Raw genomic sequence first — 16500 nt, forward strand, 5'->3', positions numbered from 1 at the left:
TTCAGGAGACGACGCGCCATGATGATCAAGGAAATGTCGGACTACGATCTTCGGGAGATGATTCAGAATTCGCATGTGGGGCGGCTGGCTTATATTCTGGACGACCGCCCCGTTATCGTGCCGATGAGCTTCCGGTTTAATGGCGGGTCGCTCTATTCCTTCACAACCGACGGGCAGAAGACAGCAGCCATGCGCAAGAACGATGCTGTCTGCATCCTCTTCGACCACATTGTATCGCGTACCGAATGGAAAACCGTGGTGCTGCACGGTCGTTATCGCGAAATCGCCCGGGAAGACGAAAAGGCGGCCATCGTCAACATCATGTCCGCAGAACCGACATGGTGGGAACCGGCCTATACGAAGACAGTCACCAAGGACGGCGGCACGCGCAAGCTGGAGCCGGTTTTCTTCCGCGTTGATGTCGAAAGCGCCAGCGGTCACCAGACAAGCTGACCGCCGCGATTTTCTATCAGATTGGGCCTATCGAACGACGAGCACCGGAACGGTGCTGCGCGTGACGACTTCATAGGTCTGGCTGCCAAGCAGCAGGCCCTTGAAGCCGCGCCGCCCGTTTGAAGCCATGACGATGAGATCACTGCCAAGTTCCGTAGCAGAATCGATAATGGCCGTTGCCGGGTGCTGGGCAACCACATGCAGCGTGTGGATTTCCGTACTGGTTTCCGCTGCCAGTTCACGTGCCCGCGTCAGCGTCGTCTCGGCGAAATCTTTCCATTCCTGTTCGAAACGTTCGATGAAAGCGGGACTGTCGGTCCAGCCGCCCGGCAGGCCGGAAACGGAATAGGGCGCGGTGACCGTCACGACCGTGACCTTTGCGCCAACGGCCTTGGCCAGCTGGAAAGCATGCACGAGACCGCGCTCAGCAAATTCCGATCCATCGGTCGTGGCGACAATATTGTTGTACATGTTTCCTCGCTTCTTCAGATTCTGCTTAGAGCGCGTTTCAATCTAATTGCATCAGATCGGCGCTCCAAGCCTTTATATTTCAAGCATAATCTTATCGACCTTCGTTTCACTCCGGTCGGATTATGCGCTAAGCTAATGCCTAAAATGACCATATCCAAGCCTCGGAGCGCCGGATAAGGCTGGAAATGGAAAATCAAAAGCGGAATGCCCATGCCTCTCGACATATCACCGCCCACGCCCTCTCATTGTGATGCGTTTCAGGCAAGCTGGATCGCGACCGTTCTCAATCTCGACTGGCCGTCGCGCGCGTCATCGAAAATCGAGAATGACGAGGAACGTGTCCGCCGACAAAAACAGGAACTGGTGAAGCTGTTCGACGAAGCGTCGGAACACGGAATCAATGCGGTGGTGTTTCAGGTATCACCAGCGGCGGATGCATTTTATGCGTCATCCTATCTGCCGTGGTCGTCCTATCTCACCGGGACGCTCGGCAAAAATCCGGGCTTCGACCCGTTGCAGTTTGCCGTTGAGCAGGCGCACAAGCGCGGTATCGAGCTTCATGCATGGCTCAATCCCTATCGGGTTTCGATGGACGTCAAGGCATCGACGCGCAAGGAGCTGAAGAACTCATCCAAGGATTCGCCGTCGAGTGTCTACAAGACCCATCCATCATGGGTGGGTGTGTCGGCGGATCGCTATGTTCTAGATCCCGGCATTCCTGCCGTGCGTCAGTGGGTGACGAATATAACCGCCGAGGTCGTACAGAAATACAATGTCGATGGGATTCAGTTCGACGATTATTTCTATTACGAAACCGCTTCCTCGCCCCTTGACGACAACAAGACCTACGCCCGTTTCGGCACCCGTTTTGCCAGTAAATATGACTGGCGGCGCTACAACACCTATACGCTGGTTCGGGAGATTTCCGACAAGATCAAGTCGATCAAGCCGAATGTGCGTTTCGGCATCAGCCCCGGCGGTGTCTGGCGTAACAAGGCCGACGATCCATTGGGTTCGGCCACGCGCGCGGGCAAGACGAACTATGACGGCGACTTTGCCGATACGAGACGCTGGGTCAAGGACGGCCTGATCGATTACATCGCCCCGCAGGTTTACTGGTCGTTCGACCGTAAGGCGGTGCCCTATGATACAATCGTAAAATGGTGGGCGGATACGGTTCGCGGCACGAAGACCGATCTCTATATCGGCATGGCGCTTTATCGCGCCGGAACGGCCACAGCATCGGAACCGGGTTGGCAAGCAGGTGGAGGCTTGAGCGAGATCAAGCGCCAGCTGGAGCTCAATCAGTCATTGCCAGAAGTGAAGGGCAGCATCCTGTTTCGACAAGGGTTTCTGTCCGAACCGAAATTGAAAAACGTATCCAATCACCTGAAAAAGACCTGGGGTAAGTGCGGCAAGTAATGGTGCATTTCTGCGGGCAACTTTGATCCTGATCAAAGTGCGCTTCTCGCAGAATTGCTATTGCTTCTACCGTTGCTGGTTTCCACCAGAATCGGCGACCCGGGATGCCCAGGCCCTAAACGGCATCCCGGCTTTCATCCATCTGTCGAGCGCATATCAGCGCGATCTTCCGTAACGCCGTCTTCGGCAGCCAGCGGGTGCTGTCGGCGCTACCCCTCTATTTCACCAAATCGGCACCCGCGCTTCTCATTCACTCTGAATTCAGAAGAAATTTTCTGGGAAGTTGCGAGTATTTCAGCATCAGTTGATTGAGGTCAAAGCGATAGAAAATCAGGACCTGTATGCAGGGTCGCGACGGCATTTACTTTATCATGCGTTAATTAGCATTTGCTGGTTGTCAACTTGCGCAGTTGTTCCATATCCTCAACCAAGTGGTTCTCCGATTATTATCGAGCGGGGCGGTGGGCATGCGAACAGCCAGACAGGTGAGAACTGCCTGCCAATGCTTTGAATTAATTCGGAAATAATGCCGGCATTTTAGATATTGCAAAGAGGGTGTTTCGCATGAGTTCCAACCGCAAGCAATGGATTGTGGCTGCAGTAGTGGCGGCGCTGGCCGTCGGTGGTTACTATGCCTGGAAGGCCATGAACGGCAGCGGATTGCCCGACGGAATTGCCTCTGGCAATGGCCGTATCGAAGCCACTGAAATCGATATTTCGACGAAAAGCGCCGGTCGTATCCGTGAAATACTTGCGAATGAGGGCTCTTTCGTCAAACAGGGCGAAATTCTTGCACGTATGGATACCGACCAGCTTGAAAGCCAGCGCGCGCAGGCAGAAGCGCAATTACGTCGGGCGCAGATCGGTATTGAGACGGCGCAAGCCCTTGTCACACAGCGCGAAGCGGAATTTGCGGCGAATCAGGCGACGGTTGCCCAGCGCAATGCGCAGCTTGACGCGGCTCAGCGGCGTTTGGCGCGCTCGCAGGCTTTGACCCAGTCGCGGACCGTTTCCGAACAGGTTCTCGATGATGATCGCGCCAGCGCGCAGGGTGCGCAGGCAGCGGTCGAGGCTGCGAAGGCGCAGCTTGCGGCCAGCGAGGCTGCCATCAGTGCTGCCAAGGCGCAGGTTGTCGATGCCGAGGCGTCGGTGGAAGCCGCGAAGGCGGCGATTGCCAGCATCGTTGCAGATATCAACGACGCAACCTTGGTCGCGCCTACGGCAGGACGTGTGCAGTATCGCGTTGCCCAGCCCGGCGAAGTGCTTTCGGCAGGCGGTCGGGTGCTCAATCTCGTCGACCTTGGCGATGTCTATATGACGTTCTTTCTGCCGACTGCGCAGGCTGGTCGCGTCGCAATCGGTGCCGAAGCCCGCATCGTGCTGGATGCCGCACCGCAATATGTCATTCCCGCCTCGATTTCCTTCGTTGCCGATGTAGCCCAGTTCACGCCGAAGACGGTTGAAACCGAAGAGGAACGTCAGAAGCTGATGTTCCGCGTCAAGGCAAAGATTCCGCCGGAGTTGCTTCAGAAATATATCCAGCAGGTGAAGACCGGGCTGCCAGGCATGGCCTATGTGAAGCTCGATCCCGCTGCTGAATGGCCGAAGAACCTCGCGGAAACCGTAAAATGAGTGAAGCTTCGGTCCAGTCTGGGGCGGGAGACGACAGCTTTGTCGTTCGCGCGAAGGGCGTAAAGCTGTCCTATGGCGCTGCGCAGGCGCTGCGCGACGTTAATCTCGATATTCCTGCCGGGCGCATGATTGGCCTGATCGGTCCTGATGGTGTCGGCAAGTCGAGCTTGCTTTCGCTCGTTTCGGGTGCGCGTAGCATGCAGGAAGGACATATCGAGGTGCTTGGCGGCGATATTGCCGACCGGAAGCATCGCGAATCCGCCTATCCGCGTATCGCCTATATGCCGCAAGGCCTCGGCAAGAACCTTTATCCGACGCTTTCTGTTTTCGAGAATATCGACTTTTTCGGAAGGCTGTTCGGCCATGACCGGCAGGAGCGGGAGCGGCGCATTGCCGATCTTCTGGCGCGCACGGGCATGTCGCCCTTTGCGGATCGCCCGGCAGGCAAGCTCTCGGGCGGCATGAAGCAGAAGACGAGCCTCTGCTGTTCGCTGATCCACGATCCTGACCTTCTGATCCTCGACGAACCGACCACCGGTGTTGATCCCTTGTCGCGTCGCCAGTTCTGGGAACTGATCGACGATATCCGCAAGGATCGGCCGGGGATGAGTGTCATCGTCGCCACGGCCTATATGGAAGAAGCGGAGCGTTTCGACTGGCTTGTCGCGATGAATGACGGGCAGATTTTGGCGACGGGTACGCCGAAGGAACTTTTGGAGCGCACAGGCACGCCCAATCTGGACGCTGCCTTCATCGCATTGCTGCCGGAAGAATTGCGACAGGGGCATAAGGAAATCGTCATTCCGCCCCGCGCGCCGGGTGCTGATGCTGAGATCGCCATTGAAGCCGAACATGTCACGGTTCGGTTTGGCAATTTCACGGCGGTCGATAATGTGAGCTTCCGCATTCCACGCGGCGAAATCTTCGGGTTTCTGGGTTCCAATGGTTGCGGCAAGTCCACCACCATGAAGGTGCTGACTGGCCTTTTACCTGCAAGCGAGGGTATCGCGCGCTTGTTCGGGCGCGAGGTCGATCCGAAAGATATCGATATCAGGCGGCGCGTTGGCTACATGTCGCAGGCCTTTTCGCTCTATTCCGAGCTGACCGTTCTTCAGAATCTGGAGCTTCACGCCAAGCTGTTCGGTATGGAGCCGGAACTGACAACGCGGCGCATCAAGGAGCTTTCCGCGCGTTTTGATCTGGCCGAAGTGATGGACGAGCTGCCGGATTCCATGCCGCTCGGCATCCGCCAGCGCCTGTCTCTGGCGGTGGCGCTGATCCATTCGCCGGATATCCTCATTCTCGATGAGCCGACCTCCGGTGTGGACCCGGTGGCGCGCGATGCGTTCTGGGAAATTCTGGCCGACTTGTCGCGCAAGGACAATGTGACGATCTTCGTCTCGACCCACTTCATGAACGAGGCGGAGCTGTGCGACCGCATTTCATTGATGCATGCGGGCAAGGTGCTCATCAGCGACACGCCGAAGGCAATCACGGCAAGCCGCAATGCGGCGACGCTGGAAGAAGCCTTTATCGCCTATCTCACCGAAGCCATCGGCGAGACGCCGCAACAGGCGGTTCCCGTCATAGAAGAAATGCCAGCGCCTGTTCAGGCTGCGAGCGGCCACGCCAAGCCTTCTTCAAGCTGGCTTCCCAATCCGCGCCGCATGCTTGCTTACACGCGGCGAGAGGCGCTGGAACTGAAGCGCGATCCGATCCGCGCAACGCTCGCCATTTTGGGCACAGTGATTTTGATGTTCGTGATTGGTTACGGCATCAATCTCAACGTTGAAAACCTGACATTCGCGGTGCTCGACCGGGATGATACGACAGTCAGCCGCGACTATACGCAGCAGATTGCCGGTTCGCGCTATTTTACCGAGATGCCGCCGATCACCGACTATAACGATCTTGACCGGCGGATGCGCAACGGCGAAATCAGCCTTGCCATCGAGATACCGCCGCGCTTCGGTGCCGATATCGCGCATGGGCGGCCTGTCGAGGTGGCAGCGTGGATTGACGGCGCGATGCCCACCCGTGCTGAAACGGTGCGCGGTTACGTACAGGGCATGCATGCCAATTGGCTGATGCAAAAGGCGCGCGAGCTTTATGGCAATGCGGCGACGGTGGGCAATTTCAATCTGGAAATTCGCTATCGCTACAATCCCGACGTCCAAAGCCTGGTGGCGATGGTTCCTGCGGTCATTCCGATGTTGCTTTTGATGATCCCCGCCATGCTTGCGGTTTTGAGTGTGGTGCGCGAAAAGGAACTTGGCTCGATCATCAATTTCTATGTGACGCCGGTGACCAAGTTCGAGTTCCTGTTTGGCAAGCAATTGCCCTATATCGCGCTCGCCTTCCTCAATTTCCTGATGCTGACCGCCTTTGCAGTCTTCATCTTCCGGGTGCCATTTACGGGGAGTTTCCTCACCTATGCAGCGGCGGCGCTGCTCTATGTCATCATCGCGACCGGTATGGGACTGGTGCTTTCCACCTTCATGAGCAGCCAGATCGCGGCCATTTTTGGCACTGCCTTGCTGACGCTCATTCCGGCGGTGCAGTATTCCGGCATCATCGATCCGGTTTCGTCATTGCAGGGTGCGGGCGCATTCATAGGCAAGATTTATCCCACGACCTATTTCGTGACCATCTCGCGCGGGGTGTTTTCCAAGGCGCTGGATTTCGGTGATCTTGCCGGGTCGTTCATCCCGTTGCTGATCGCAATTCCGGTACTGACGGTGCTGGCCATTCTCCTTCTCAAGAAACAGGCGGGCTGAGATGCGGATAGCCAACATACTACAGCTCGGCATCAAGGAATTGCGCGGCCTCGCCCGTGATCCGATGCTTCTGCTCCTGATCGTCTATGCGTTCACGCTGGCAGTCTATACGTCCGCGCGAGCGCAGCCTGAAAACCTCAGCAATGCGGCTATCGCCATTGTCGATGAAGACCAGTCGCCGGTCTCCAGCCGTATTACGGCGGCTTTTTATCCGCCTTATTTCGTGCCTCCCAAACTCATTTCGTCCTACGAAATGGACAGTCGCATGGATGAGGGGCTGGACACGTTTGCGCTGAACATTCCGCCGAATTTCCAGCGCGATCTGTTGGCCGGGCGCTCACCGACCATTCAGCTCAATGTGGATGCAACCCGCATGAGCCAGGCCTTCACGGGCGGCGGCTATGTCCAGTCCATCGTTTCCGGTGAGGTGAACGAGTTTTTGAACCGCTATCGCGGCACGGCGGATACGAAGGTGGATCTCAATTTGCGATCCCGCTTCAATCAGGATTTGAACAAGAGCTGGTTCGGCGCGATCAACAATGTCATCTCGTCGGTCACCATGCTGTCGATCATCCTGACGGGTGCTGCGCTGATCCGCGAGCGCGAACACGGAACCATCGAGCATCTGCTCGTCATGCCGGTCACGCCTATCGAAATCATGGTCAGCAAGGTCTGGTCCATGGGGCTGGTCGTGCTGGTAGCTTCCGCTTTTGCGCTGATCTTTGTCGTGCAGGGCCTGCTGGCCGTGCCGGTTTACGGGTCGGTTCTCCTGTTTCTGGCTGGTGCGGCATTGCAGCTTTTCGCAACGACAAGCCTTGGTATTTTTCTAGCGACAGTTGCCGGTTCCATGCCGCAGTTCGGCATGTTGCTGATGCTGGTTCTGATGCCTTTGCAGGTGCTTTCAGGCGGGATGACCCCGCGGGAAAGCATGCCAGACATCATCCAGAACATCATGCTGGTGGCGCCCAACACGCATTTCGTCATCCTGGCGCAGGCAATCCTGTTTCGGGGGGCAGGCATCAGCGTGGTGTGGCCGCAATTTCTGGCCCTGATCGTGATCGGATCGGTGCTGTTTTACTTTGCGCTGCAACGCTTCCGGGCATTCCTGCGATAATCAAAGATGTTTGAAAACAATGCCCTGAATCGCTTCGTTGAGAATGCGATTCAGGGAGAAGCCTTTTTGGCGCATTGCCAATCCGGATCAGCCTTGCTAACGCTCGAAACAGGAAACGGTTTCGCTGTAAAAGGCGGATGAAAAGGGAACGCGGTGAGGCCATCTGGCCAATTCTGCGACTGCCCCCGCAACTGTAACCGGAGAGCTATCTTCCATAATCGCTGAGGCGATTAAGCCACTGAGTGCAGACGCATTCGGGAAGGCGGAAGAACAGCGGCGACCCGGAAGTCAGGAGACCTGCCGTGTCCGGTCACCTAGTTTCGACACGGGGCGTGTCGGGGCGCGGCTTTCCGTAGCGGTGACATTGAACAAATGTTGCCGCCGGAACGAGAGACGGGGTTTCCCTCATTTCTTCGACCTGCGGTCAGGCGACGCTGCCTTGCAGGAGAAGATACAGGTGCATATTTCAAGATTATCGATTTTACTGGCTGCGGCTTTTGCGGCTGTAAACCCCTTCGAGGCTTCGGCTCAAACTATCAGCGCCACGGATGATGCCAGCGCAGGCGTGGTTCTTGACACGATTGTCGTCACGCCGCTTCGCCGCGCGACTTCGCTGCAACGCTCCACATCTTCGGTGACGGTTATCGACAAGGCCGAAATCGAGCGCTCGGCAGCATCCGATCTGCAATCGCTGCTGAAAACCTATAGCGGCGTTTCGATCAAAACGAATGGCGGGCAGGGGTCCAAATCCGACATTTATCTGCGTGGCATGTCGTCCACGCAAACGGTTGTGCTGGTCAACGGTGTACGCTCGGCCTCGGCAACCGACGGGACAACAGCGCTGGCAAATATTCCGCTGACCTCCATCGAGCGCATCGAGATCGCCAAGGGTGGACATTCTGCCCAATATGGCGCGGATGCCATGGGCGGCGTCATTAACATCATCACCAAGCAAGGCGGAGCCTGTGGCGAGCGCTCATGGTGCGGCAGCCTGACCACGGGCGTCACCCACCCCTGGGGCGGCTATGCATCCGGCTCGATACAGGGACAAAGCGCTGCGGGTGTTGATTATGCCTTTGGCGCGGCGATAACCGGCACTCAAGGCTATGATTTCACCAGCCCTGATACGTTTGGGCACGAGCCGGATCGGGACGGCTTCCTGCAAGGCTCGTTCAACTTCTCGCTCGGAAAAGACTTCGACTGGGGGAGGCTCTATGCGGACGGGCTTCTGAGCCGGGGCCGCAATCAGTATGACGCCACGGCTCCCTACGCCAATGAGGCTTACAGCACGGCGTTCACGGGAAAAGTCGGCACGCGGATCGATCATACGGATGACTGGTCTTCGACAATTGAATTGAGCAGCGGCATCGACAGTAGCCGCAATTTCCGTAAGGGCGTGCCCGGTTCGGACCGCTATGAAACCAAGCGCTACGGCGTCTTCGCTTCCACGGAGAAGAGTTTCGAGACGGGGAAGGCAAAGCACGTTGTCACCGGCGGCGTCGAAGCCTATCGCGAGACCATCGATTCCACCGTCGACTATGATGAGACGGGGCGCAATCTCGCGGCGGTGTTCGGACAATATTCTCTGGAATATGAAGCACTGCGCGTAGATGGCGGCGTGCGTTACGACCACAACCAGCAATTCGGCGACGTTACAACTTATAATATCGGCGCGAGCTATGAGATTGTTCCTGATCTAGTCGTGCGGTCCTCTTATGCGACCGGCTTTCGTGCACCGACATTCAACGAGCTTTATTATCCGGGCTTCGCCAATCCCGATCTGGAGCCGGAAAAGTCGCGCTCCTATGAAGTGGGGCTGAACTGGCAGATTTCGGCAGCGACCAGCCTCGATCTCGCGCTTTATCGCAACGAATTGCGCGACGCGATCATGAGCACAGCGCCTTCCTATCTGCCCTATAATGTAGCGCGTGCGCAGATCACGGGCTTTGAGGCGACACTGGCCCATCGCTTCAATGACCAGTGGAGTGTGAAGGGGGTGCTGGATTTCAAGCGCCCCATTGATGAAGAAAACGATACCGATCTTGCCTATCGCGAACGCTTCAAGGCGACCGCCGAGGTGAACTATACGCCGTTCGAAGGGCTCGACCTGACGGGCCGTGTCTTTTATGGCGGCTCGCGCTATGCCGATGCCGCGAATACGCAGAAGCTTGGCAGCTATGTGACCGCCGATTTCATAGCGCTCTATGCCATCGACAAGCAGTCCAAGCTCAAGTTTTCGGTCGAAAACATCTTTGACAAGGACTACCAGACAACCTCCGGCTATATTGCGCCGGGCCGTACCTTTAATATCGGCCTGACGCGCAATTTCTGAGGTTTTTTCGACGGATGACGAGAGCGACGATCCTTGGCAGAAACTGGCTTCTGGCGCTGGCAGCCACGGTTTCGGTCGCTCTTTCATCTGCCGAGGCTGCACCACCGCAGCGCGTGGTGTCGATCAATGTTTGCACCGATCAGTTGGCGATGCTTCTGGCCGCTCCGGGCCAGTTGCAGTCGGTTTCTCATCTGTCGCGTGATCCGCAGCTTTCCGTGCTGGCCGGGCAGGCGGCGCAACTGCCGGTCAATCATGCGCAGGCGGAAGAGATTTTCCTCATGAAACCGGATCTGGTGCTGGCGGGCACATTTTCATCGCAGGTAACGGTCGATCTCCTGCGCCGGCTTGGTCTGCGCGTGGAACAGTTCGCGCCCGCCCGCTCCTTTGACGATATCGAAACACATCTGCAGCGCATGGGCACATTGCTGGGGCGCGAAGAGCAGGCGGATGCGCAGATCGCCTCCATGCGGGCAGGGCTTGCGGCTATTGAAAAGCCGCAACATCGCAAGACTGTCGCGCTCTATTTCGCGAATAGTTACACCTCCGGACGCGGTACGCTGATTGACGAGGCGGTCAAGCTTGCAGGGCTGGACAATATTGCCGACCGGGCTGGCGTGAACGGTCCTGCGGCGCTGCCTCTGGAAATGCTGGTGATGGAAAAGCCGGATATGCTGATCCTCAGTGCGAATGAGCGCTCACCGGCGCTGGCTTTCCAGAATTTCCAGCACCCGGCGTTGCGCGCAATAGAACGCGAGGCGAAAGCAATGATGCTTCCTGATAATCTGACTGTTTGCGGCGGGCCGTTCAGTGTTGAAGCGGTGGCTAAACTTGGCGAGGCGGCGCGTGACTGACAGTGCTCGTTTCGTGCTTTTGCTTGTCGGCCTCGCCTTGCTGGTTGCGGTACTCTTCGCATGGTCACTGCTGACCGGGCCAGCCAATATCAGTATGAGCGACAGTCTCCGGGCGCTGTTCAGCGGCGAGGGCGATGCCATCGTGCTGGTCATGCGCGAAATCCGTCTGCCACGCGCCTTGCTGGCGCTTCTGATCGGGGCATCGCTCGGCCTGTCAGGGGCGGCACTTCAGGGCTATCTGCGCAATCCGCTGGCAGAACCGGGATTGCTCGGCGTTAGCGCTTCGGCTTCGTTTGGCGCCGTCATCGCTATTTATACGGGGCTGTCTTTGCTGTTTCCCTTGGCCTTGCCGTTGCTGGCGCTGGGCGGTGCATTCGCGTCGGTTTTTCTCGTCAAGCTTCTGGCTGGGCGCAACGCCGGAACGCTGGCGGTCATTCTGGCTGGTGTGGCCGTGACCAGCCTTGCCGGCGCGCTGACTGCTCTAGCGCTGAACCTGTCGCCCAATCCCTTCGCGGCCATGGAAATCGTGTTCTGGATGCTCGGTTCACTGGCGGACCGTTCGATGACCCACGTGATGCTGGTCGTCCCGTTTATCCTCGTTGGCTGGATCATGCTTTTGTCGCTCGGGCGGGCGCTTGATAGTCTGACGCTCGGTGCCGATGCTGCCGCAAGCATGGGCGTCAGTTTGGCGCGTGTGCAGCTTTTGGCCGTTCTCGGCACAGCACTTTGTGTCGGCGCGTCAACAGCGGTGGCAGGTGCTATCGGGTTCGTTGGCCTTGTCGTGCCGCATTTGCTGCGACCGCTGGTCGGCGCACGACCGTCGCGGCTGCTTGTCGCGAGCAGCTTGGGCGGTGCTGCTTTGCTGCTTGCTGCCGATGTGTTGGTGCGCGTCGCCTTGCCGGGACGGGAACTGAAGCTTGGCGTCGTGACGGCCTTGATCGGCGCGCCATTCTTCCTGTGGCTGGTGTTCAAATATCGCAGGCAACTCGTATGACGGCGCTCTCGGTCCAAAATATCAGCGTGTCGCTGGGTGGGAAAACCGTACTGGATCGGGTTGGCTTCGATGCGGGTCCGGGCGAATTCATCGGCCTGATAGGTCCCAATGGAGCGGGCAAAACCACGCTTCTGAAGGCAATGCTCGGCCTTGTCCGGGCGGATGGCGCAGTTTTGCTGGATGGCCGAGCGATAGGCAGTCTCAATGCGCGCGACAAAGCCCGGGCTATTGCCTATCTGCCGCAGGAGCGCGATGTGGCCTGGCCCGTTTCCTCCCATATGCTGGTGTCATTGGGGCGTTCTGCGCTGAAACCAAGCTTTGCTTCACTGGACGCTGGTGATGAAGGGCTGATCCGCTCGGCAATGCAGCGCATGGATGTTGAGGCTTTCGGCGAGCGTCCAGCCAATGCGCTTTCCGGCGGTGAGCTGGCGCGAGTGCTGATCGCGCGCGTTCTGGCTCAGGATACGCCGGTCATCCTTGCCGATGAACCGGTCGCCGGGCTTGATCCGTCACATCAGTTGGCCTTGATGGAAAATTTTGCAGCGCTTGCGCATGAAGGCCGGACGGTGATCGCGTCACTGCATGAGCTGAGCCTCGCGGCACAATATTGCACGCGGCTGATCATTCTCGATAACGGGCGTCTTGCGGCGGGTGGCCCGCCGCAGGATGTGCTGACCCCGGAGCGACTACGGCAGATCTATGGGATTGAGGCGCATATCCTGCATCTCGACGGCCAGTTCATCGTGCAGCCGAAATCCCGCGCCTAAAGCGCATCCCGAAAAGTGTGAAACGGTTTTCGGAAAAGATGCGCGTTAAAACAAAGGATTAGAGCGCCGATCTGATCTAATCAGATCGAAACGCGCTCTAAACTCTGCGCCACTGGCGTTCCCGCGCTGAGGCGTAGATCGTTTCCAGCGTCTTTTGCACTTCATAGCCTTCGCGAAAATCGGCATGGCCGGTATTGTGACCCGCAATGGCCAGCAGGAAGTCACGCACTTCGATAGTCTTGAGGTCGTTGAACCCGATCTGGTGCCCAGCCGCCACGCAGAACGAACCATAGGGTTCGTGGTCAGGCCCAGCGAAAATCTTGCGGAAGCCCTGCTGGCCCTTTTTGTCGGCATAGAGAAACAGGTCCAGCTCGTTGAAACGCTCCTGCGAGAAGAAAATCGCACCTTTCGAGCCGGAAATTTCAAAGTCGTGCTGCATTTTGCGCCCGCTGGCGATCCAGCTCGCTTCCAGTGTCCCGGTTGCCCCATTGGCAAAACTGACCATGGCGTGACAGACATCATCCACTTCAACCGGCTTGCTTTGTGAAGGATTGGCACTGTCCGGGCGCTCGCGGATAGCAGTGACCGTCTTGCCCATGACTTCGGCAATCGGCCCGACCAGATAGCGCGCGGCGGCGATGATATGGCTGCCAATGTCGGCAAGAGCGCCGCCACCGCCTGCCGGGTCCAGCCGCCACGTCCATGGGATGCGCGCATCGGCCATGAAATCTTCCGCGTGGATACCGCGAAAGTTCCGAACCTCTCCAATTTCACCGCTGTCTATAATGTCTTTCGCCAGCCGGATCATCGGGTTCTTGAGATAATTAAATCCAACGGCTGTCTGGATGCCGTTTTTTTCTGCCGCAAGCGTCATCTCCAGGCACTCGGCGGCGCTGGGGGCGAGAGGTTTTTCGCAATAGACATGCTTGCCCGCATCAATCGCCGCCAAGGCCATTTCCTTGTGAAAACGGTTGGGCGTGGTGATATCGATGAGGTTGATTGCCGGATCAGCGATCAGGTCACGCCAGTTGCCGGTCGCTTGGGCAAAGCCCAGATGTTTTGCAGCTTTCTGCGCCGTTGTTTCATCAATATCGGCCAGGGTGTGCAGCTCGACCTGCACGGGCAGATCGAAGATGCGATTAACGTTGGCAAGTGCCAGCGCATGGGTCTTGCCCATAAAGCCGGACCCGATCAGACCTGTAACGACTGCCATGCCTTCCTCCCAAGCGCTGACATTGTACATGCTGGCAAAGCCACACCCGCAACAAACATAATCCAGCCGGAAAATATGCCTTTTAGCGAGAGCTTATGCGATTGACATGAGCTAGCAGAAATGGAATTATAATTCCACGAGAATTTTCTAATGATTGTTTCATTCTATTGAGTAGCCGAAGTCGGTTTGCATTGCGGGTCATGGCTTGGAGGAAGTCACCGTAAGAATACCGGCGAGGCCGAAAATCGAGAAAACCGGCGGGGAGCGTCGGGCAATGGGAGGAGTGAACATGAAATCTCTGTTGAAATCGGCAGTTGCTGGCGTGGCCCTCATGGCAGCGTCATTTGCTGCGCATGCCGCTGACATCAACATTGTTGTCGTCAGCCATGGTCAGGCATCGGATCCGTTCTGGTCCGTCGTGAAGAATGGTGTGGCGGAAGCTGCCAAGGATACGGGCGCCAAGGTTGACTATCGTGCGCCGGAAACCTTCGACATGGTGCAGATGGCGCAGCTTATCGATGCGGCCATCAACCAGAAGCCGCAGGGCATTGTCGTATCGATCCCGGATGCAGATGCGCTCGGACCGTCGATCCAGCGTGCTGTCGCGGCGGGTATTCCGGTTATCTCGATGAATTCCGGTTCCGATGCTTCCAAAAAGCTCGGTGCACTGCTGCATGTCGGTCAGGATGAGGCCGATGCGGGCAAAGCTGCCGGTGAAGCCTTGAAAAAGGCTGGCGGCAAGAAGGGAATCTGCGTCAATCAGGAAGTGGGCAATGTCTCGCTTGATCAGCGTTGCGCCGGTTTCAAGGAAGGCTTCGGTGACGTGACCGTTCTGCCGACCTCGACCGATCCTGCTGAAAACGAAGCCAAGGTGCGTGCAGCGCTCGCTTCGGATACGACGATTGATACGATCCTGACACTCAATGCCACGCTTGCCGGTGAACCTGCGGTGAAGGCGGCTGGCGAAAGCGGACGCAGCGGTATCCACGTCGCAACCTTCGATATGTCTCCGGGTTTCCTTGAGGCAGTCGAGAACGGCAAGGCAGACTTTGCCATCGACCAGCAGCAGTTCCTGCAAGGCTATCTGCCGGTCTCGTTCCTTGCCCTCAATGCCAAATACGGCCTGATGCCCGGCGGCAATGTGCCTTCCGGTCCAAACCTGATTACCAAGGACAAGGCCAAGCAGGTTGTAGAGTTGTCTGCCAAGGGCATCAGGTAAAACTACTTTCAGAACTGATATTTGACCCGCCCATTGCGATGGGCGGGAACGGGTGGTTGCACCCGAAGCTCGACGGCTGCGCATGGAGCAGCTGCGAGACGGCTTCAGGAGAAAATCATGAGTGAACCAATGTCCGAACCGAAGCCCGCGACGATTGCGGAGCAACGAGACGAACGGCTGAAAACGGCAAGCCCGATCCAGCGGCTCTTGAGCCGACCTGAACTTGGCGCCGTTTCCGGGCTGATTCTCATCACGGCTTTCTTCCTGACCACGGCCAATCCGGCAATGTTCACGGCTGCGGGCATCATGAATTTCATGGCACCTGCATCGCAGCTGGGCATTCTCGCGGTTGCAGCCGCGCTTTTGATGATCGGTGGAGAGTTTGATCTTTCCATCGGCTCGATGGTGGCGTTCGCGGGCTTGATTTTTGCCGCAGCACTCGTCGTCTGGCAGGTGCCGCTTGTGGTGGCGATTATTCTCACACTTGTTTTTGCCGCTCTGGTCGGCGTGATCAATGCCCAGATCGTCATCAGGACCGGGTTGCCGTCCTTCATCGTGACGCTGGCTTTTCTGTTTATCCTGCGCGGCCTGTCGTTGGTTGGTCTCAAATGGGCAACCGGCGGCGCAACGCAGCTTCGCGGCGTCAAGGAAGCTGTCGGCAACAGCATGATTGCCGGTTTGTTTTCGGGCGATGCTTTTCAGGGATTGTTCGCCTGGATGGCTGAGCATGACCTGATTGCCAAATTTCCGAATGGCGAACCAACCGTAAAAGGCGTTCCGGTCGAGGTATTATGGTTCGCCGGTGTGGCGCTGATCGCCACCTATGTTCTGGTGCGCACCCGCTTCGGCAACTGGATTTTTGCGGCAGGTGGCGATGCTCTGGCGGCGCGCAATTCCGGCGTTCCGGTTCGCCGCGTCAAGACCACGCTCTTCATGTGCACGGCCATGGCCGCAGCGCTGGTCGCCATTCTTACCGTGCTTGATGCCGGATCGACCGATGCGCGGCGCGGCTTCCAGAAAGAGTTTGAAGCCATCATCGCGGCTGTCATCGGCGGGTGCCTGCTGACGGGCGGTTACGGCTCGGCCATCGGTGCATTCTTTGGCGCCATCATTTTCGGCATGGTGCTGATCGGCCTGACTTATACGCAGATTGATCAGGACTGGTATCTCGTCTTCCTCGGCGGAATGCTGCTGATCGCCGTTCTCTTCAATAATTTCATTCGCAAGCGCGCCACGGGCGAGCGCTGAGCCGGGA

At 57.5% G+C, this 16500-nt stretch carries 13 protein-coding genes and 1 riboswitch; of the genes, 11 read left to right on the forward strand and 2 right to left on the reverse strand.

The genetic code is table 11. The features are described from left to right. Positions 1 to 18 precede the first annotated feature (18 nt). The gene (locus tag FHW00_RS05845; RefSeq protein WP_078339357.1) at positions 19 to 453 is read left to right on the forward strand and encodes a pyridoxamine 5'-phosphate oxidase family protein; all 435 of its coding nucleotides are present in this window, start codon (positions 19 to 21) and stop codon (positions 451 to 453) included. Between the two features lie 27 nt (positions 454 to 480). On the opposite strand, the gene FHW00_RS05850 is transcribed toward FHW00_RS05845, so the two are convergent. Then, positions 481 to 924 carry a universal stress protein gene (locus tag FHW00_RS05850; RefSeq protein ID WP_078339356.1) on the reverse strand — a complete coding sequence of 148 codons (444 nt, stop codon included), beginning with the start codon at positions 922 to 924 and terminating at the stop codon, positions 481 to 483. Between the two features lie 210 nt (positions 925 to 1134). Between FHW00_RS05850 and FHW00_RS05855 the strand changes: the two genes are divergently transcribed. The 8 genes from FHW00_RS05855 to FHW00_RS05890 all read left to right on the forward strand — a co-directional run bounded on the left by FHW00_RS05855 (position 1135) and on the right by FHW00_RS05890 (position 12813). Continuing rightward, a complete protein-coding gene (locus tag FHW00_RS05855; protein WP_078339423.1) occupies positions 1135 to 2346 on the forward strand; it encodes a glycoside hydrolase family 10 protein in 1212 nt (403 codons plus the stop codon). Between the two features lie 564 nt (positions 2347 to 2910). Continuing rightward, positions 2911 to 3978 (forward strand): HlyD family secretion protein, encoded by a 1068-nt coding sequence (locus FHW00_RS05860; protein WP_078339355.1) that lies wholly within the window; start codon positions 2911 to 2913, stop codon positions 3976 to 3978. Further along, entirely contained in the window at positions 3945 to 6755 is a 2811-nt protein-coding gene (gene rbbA, locus FHW00_RS05865; protein ID WP_445557946.1) for a ribosome-associated ATPase/putative transporter RbbA, read from the forward strand. Before FHW00_RS05860 ends, rbbA begins: the two co-directional genes overlap by 34 nt. Position 6756: 1 nt before the next feature. Continuing rightward, positions 6757 to 7869, forward strand: a complete 1113-nt coding sequence (locus tag FHW00_RS05870) for an ABC transporter permease (RefSeq protein ID WP_078339353.1) — start codon at positions 6757 to 6759, stop codon at positions 7867 to 7869. Between the two features lie 99 nt (positions 7870 to 7968). After that, positions 7969 to 8188, forward strand: a riboswitch (cobalamin riboswitch). A gap of 138 nt (positions 8189 to 8326) precedes the next feature. Next, entirely contained in the window at positions 8327 to 10201 is a 1875-nt protein-coding gene (locus FHW00_RS05875) for a TonB-dependent receptor domain-containing protein (protein WP_078339352.1), read from the forward strand. Positions 10202 to 10215: 14 nt separating this feature from the next. Next, positions 10216 to 11052 (forward strand): ABC transporter substrate-binding protein, encoded by an 837-nt coding sequence (locus FHW00_RS05880; RefSeq protein WP_078339351.1) that lies wholly within the window; start codon positions 10216 to 10218, stop codon positions 11050 to 11052. After that, positions 11045 to 12046 carry a FecCD family ABC transporter permease gene (locus tag FHW00_RS05885; protein ID WP_078339350.1) on the forward strand — a complete coding sequence of 334 codons (1002 nt, stop codon included), beginning with the start codon at positions 11045 to 11047 and terminating at the stop codon, positions 12044 to 12046. The genes FHW00_RS05880 and FHW00_RS05885 overlap by 8 nt, the downstream gene beginning before the upstream one ends. Beyond that, complete coding sequence (locus tag FHW00_RS05890) at positions 12043 to 12813, forward strand: ABC transporter ATP-binding protein (protein WP_078339349.1); 771 nt, start codon at positions 12043 to 12045, stop codon at positions 12811 to 12813. Before FHW00_RS05885 ends, FHW00_RS05890 begins: the two co-directional genes overlap by 4 nt. 97 nt (positions 12814 to 12910) lie before the next feature. Here the strand turns inward: FHW00_RS05890 and FHW00_RS05895 are convergent, their stop codons facing one another. Next, positions 12911 to 14026 (reverse strand): Gfo/Idh/MocA family protein, encoded by a 1116-nt coding sequence (locus FHW00_RS05895; RefSeq protein WP_078339348.1) that lies wholly within the window; start codon positions 14024 to 14026, stop codon positions 12911 to 12913. A gap of 289 nt (positions 14027 to 14315) precedes the next feature. Between FHW00_RS05895 and FHW00_RS05900 the strand changes: the two genes are divergently transcribed. Then, positions 14316 to 15245, forward strand: a complete 930-nt coding sequence (locus tag FHW00_RS05900; RefSeq protein ID WP_078339347.1) for a sugar ABC transporter substrate-binding protein — start codon at positions 14316 to 14318, stop codon at positions 15243 to 15245. 117 nt (positions 15246 to 15362) lie between these two features. After that, positions 15363 to 16493 (forward strand): ABC transporter permease, encoded by a 1131-nt coding sequence (locus FHW00_RS05905; RefSeq protein WP_078339346.1) that lies wholly within the window; start codon positions 15363 to 15365, stop codon positions 16491 to 16493. The last annotated feature ends 7 nt before the right edge of the window (positions 16494 to 16500 follow it).

Source organism: Ochrobactrum sp. P6BSIII (assembly GCF_014138065.1).
GTDB lineage: Bacteria > Pseudomonadota > Alphaproteobacteria > Rhizobiales > Rhizobiaceae > Brucella.

Coding starts and splice junctions, on each gene's coding strand:
- FHW00_RS05845 (WP_078339357.1), top strand. CDS start 19: ATGATGATCAAGGAAATGTCGGACTACGATCTTCGGGAGATGATTCAG.
- FHW00_RS05850 (WP_078339356.1), bottom strand. CDS start 924: ATGTACAACAATATTGTCGCCACGACCGATGGATCGGAATTTGCTGAG.
- FHW00_RS05855 (WP_078339423.1), top strand. CDS start 1,135: ATGCCTCTCGACATATCACCGCCCACGCCCTCTCATTGTGATGCGTTT.
- FHW00_RS05860 (WP_078339355.1), top strand. CDS start 2,911: ATGAGTTCCAACCGCAAGCAATGGATTGTGGCTGCAGTAGTGGCGGCG.
- rbbA (WP_445557946.1), top strand. CDS start 3,945: ATGGCCGAAGAACCTCGCGGAAACCGTAAAATGAGTGAAGCTTCGGTC.
- FHW00_RS05870 (WP_078339353.1), top strand. CDS start 6,757: ATGCGGATAGCCAACATACTACAGCTCGGCATCAAGGAATTGCGCGGC.
- FHW00_RS05880 (WP_078339351.1), top strand. CDS start 10,216: ATGACGAGAGCGACGATCCTTGGCAGAAACTGGCTTCTGGCGCTGGCA.
- FHW00_RS05890 (WP_078339349.1), top strand. CDS start 12,043: ATGACGGCGCTCTCGGTCCAAAATATCAGCGTGTCGCTGGGTGGGAAA.
- FHW00_RS05895 (WP_078339348.1), bottom strand. CDS start 14,026: ATGGCAGTCGTTACAGGTCTGATCGGGTCCGGCTTTATGGGCAAGACC.
- FHW00_RS05900 (WP_078339347.1), top strand. CDS start 14,316: ATGAAATCTCTGTTGAAATCGGCAGTTGCTGGCGTGGCCCTCATGGCA.
- FHW00_RS05905 (WP_078339346.1), top strand. CDS start 15,363: ATGAGTGAACCAATGTCCGAACCGAAGCCCGCGACGATTGCGGAGCAA.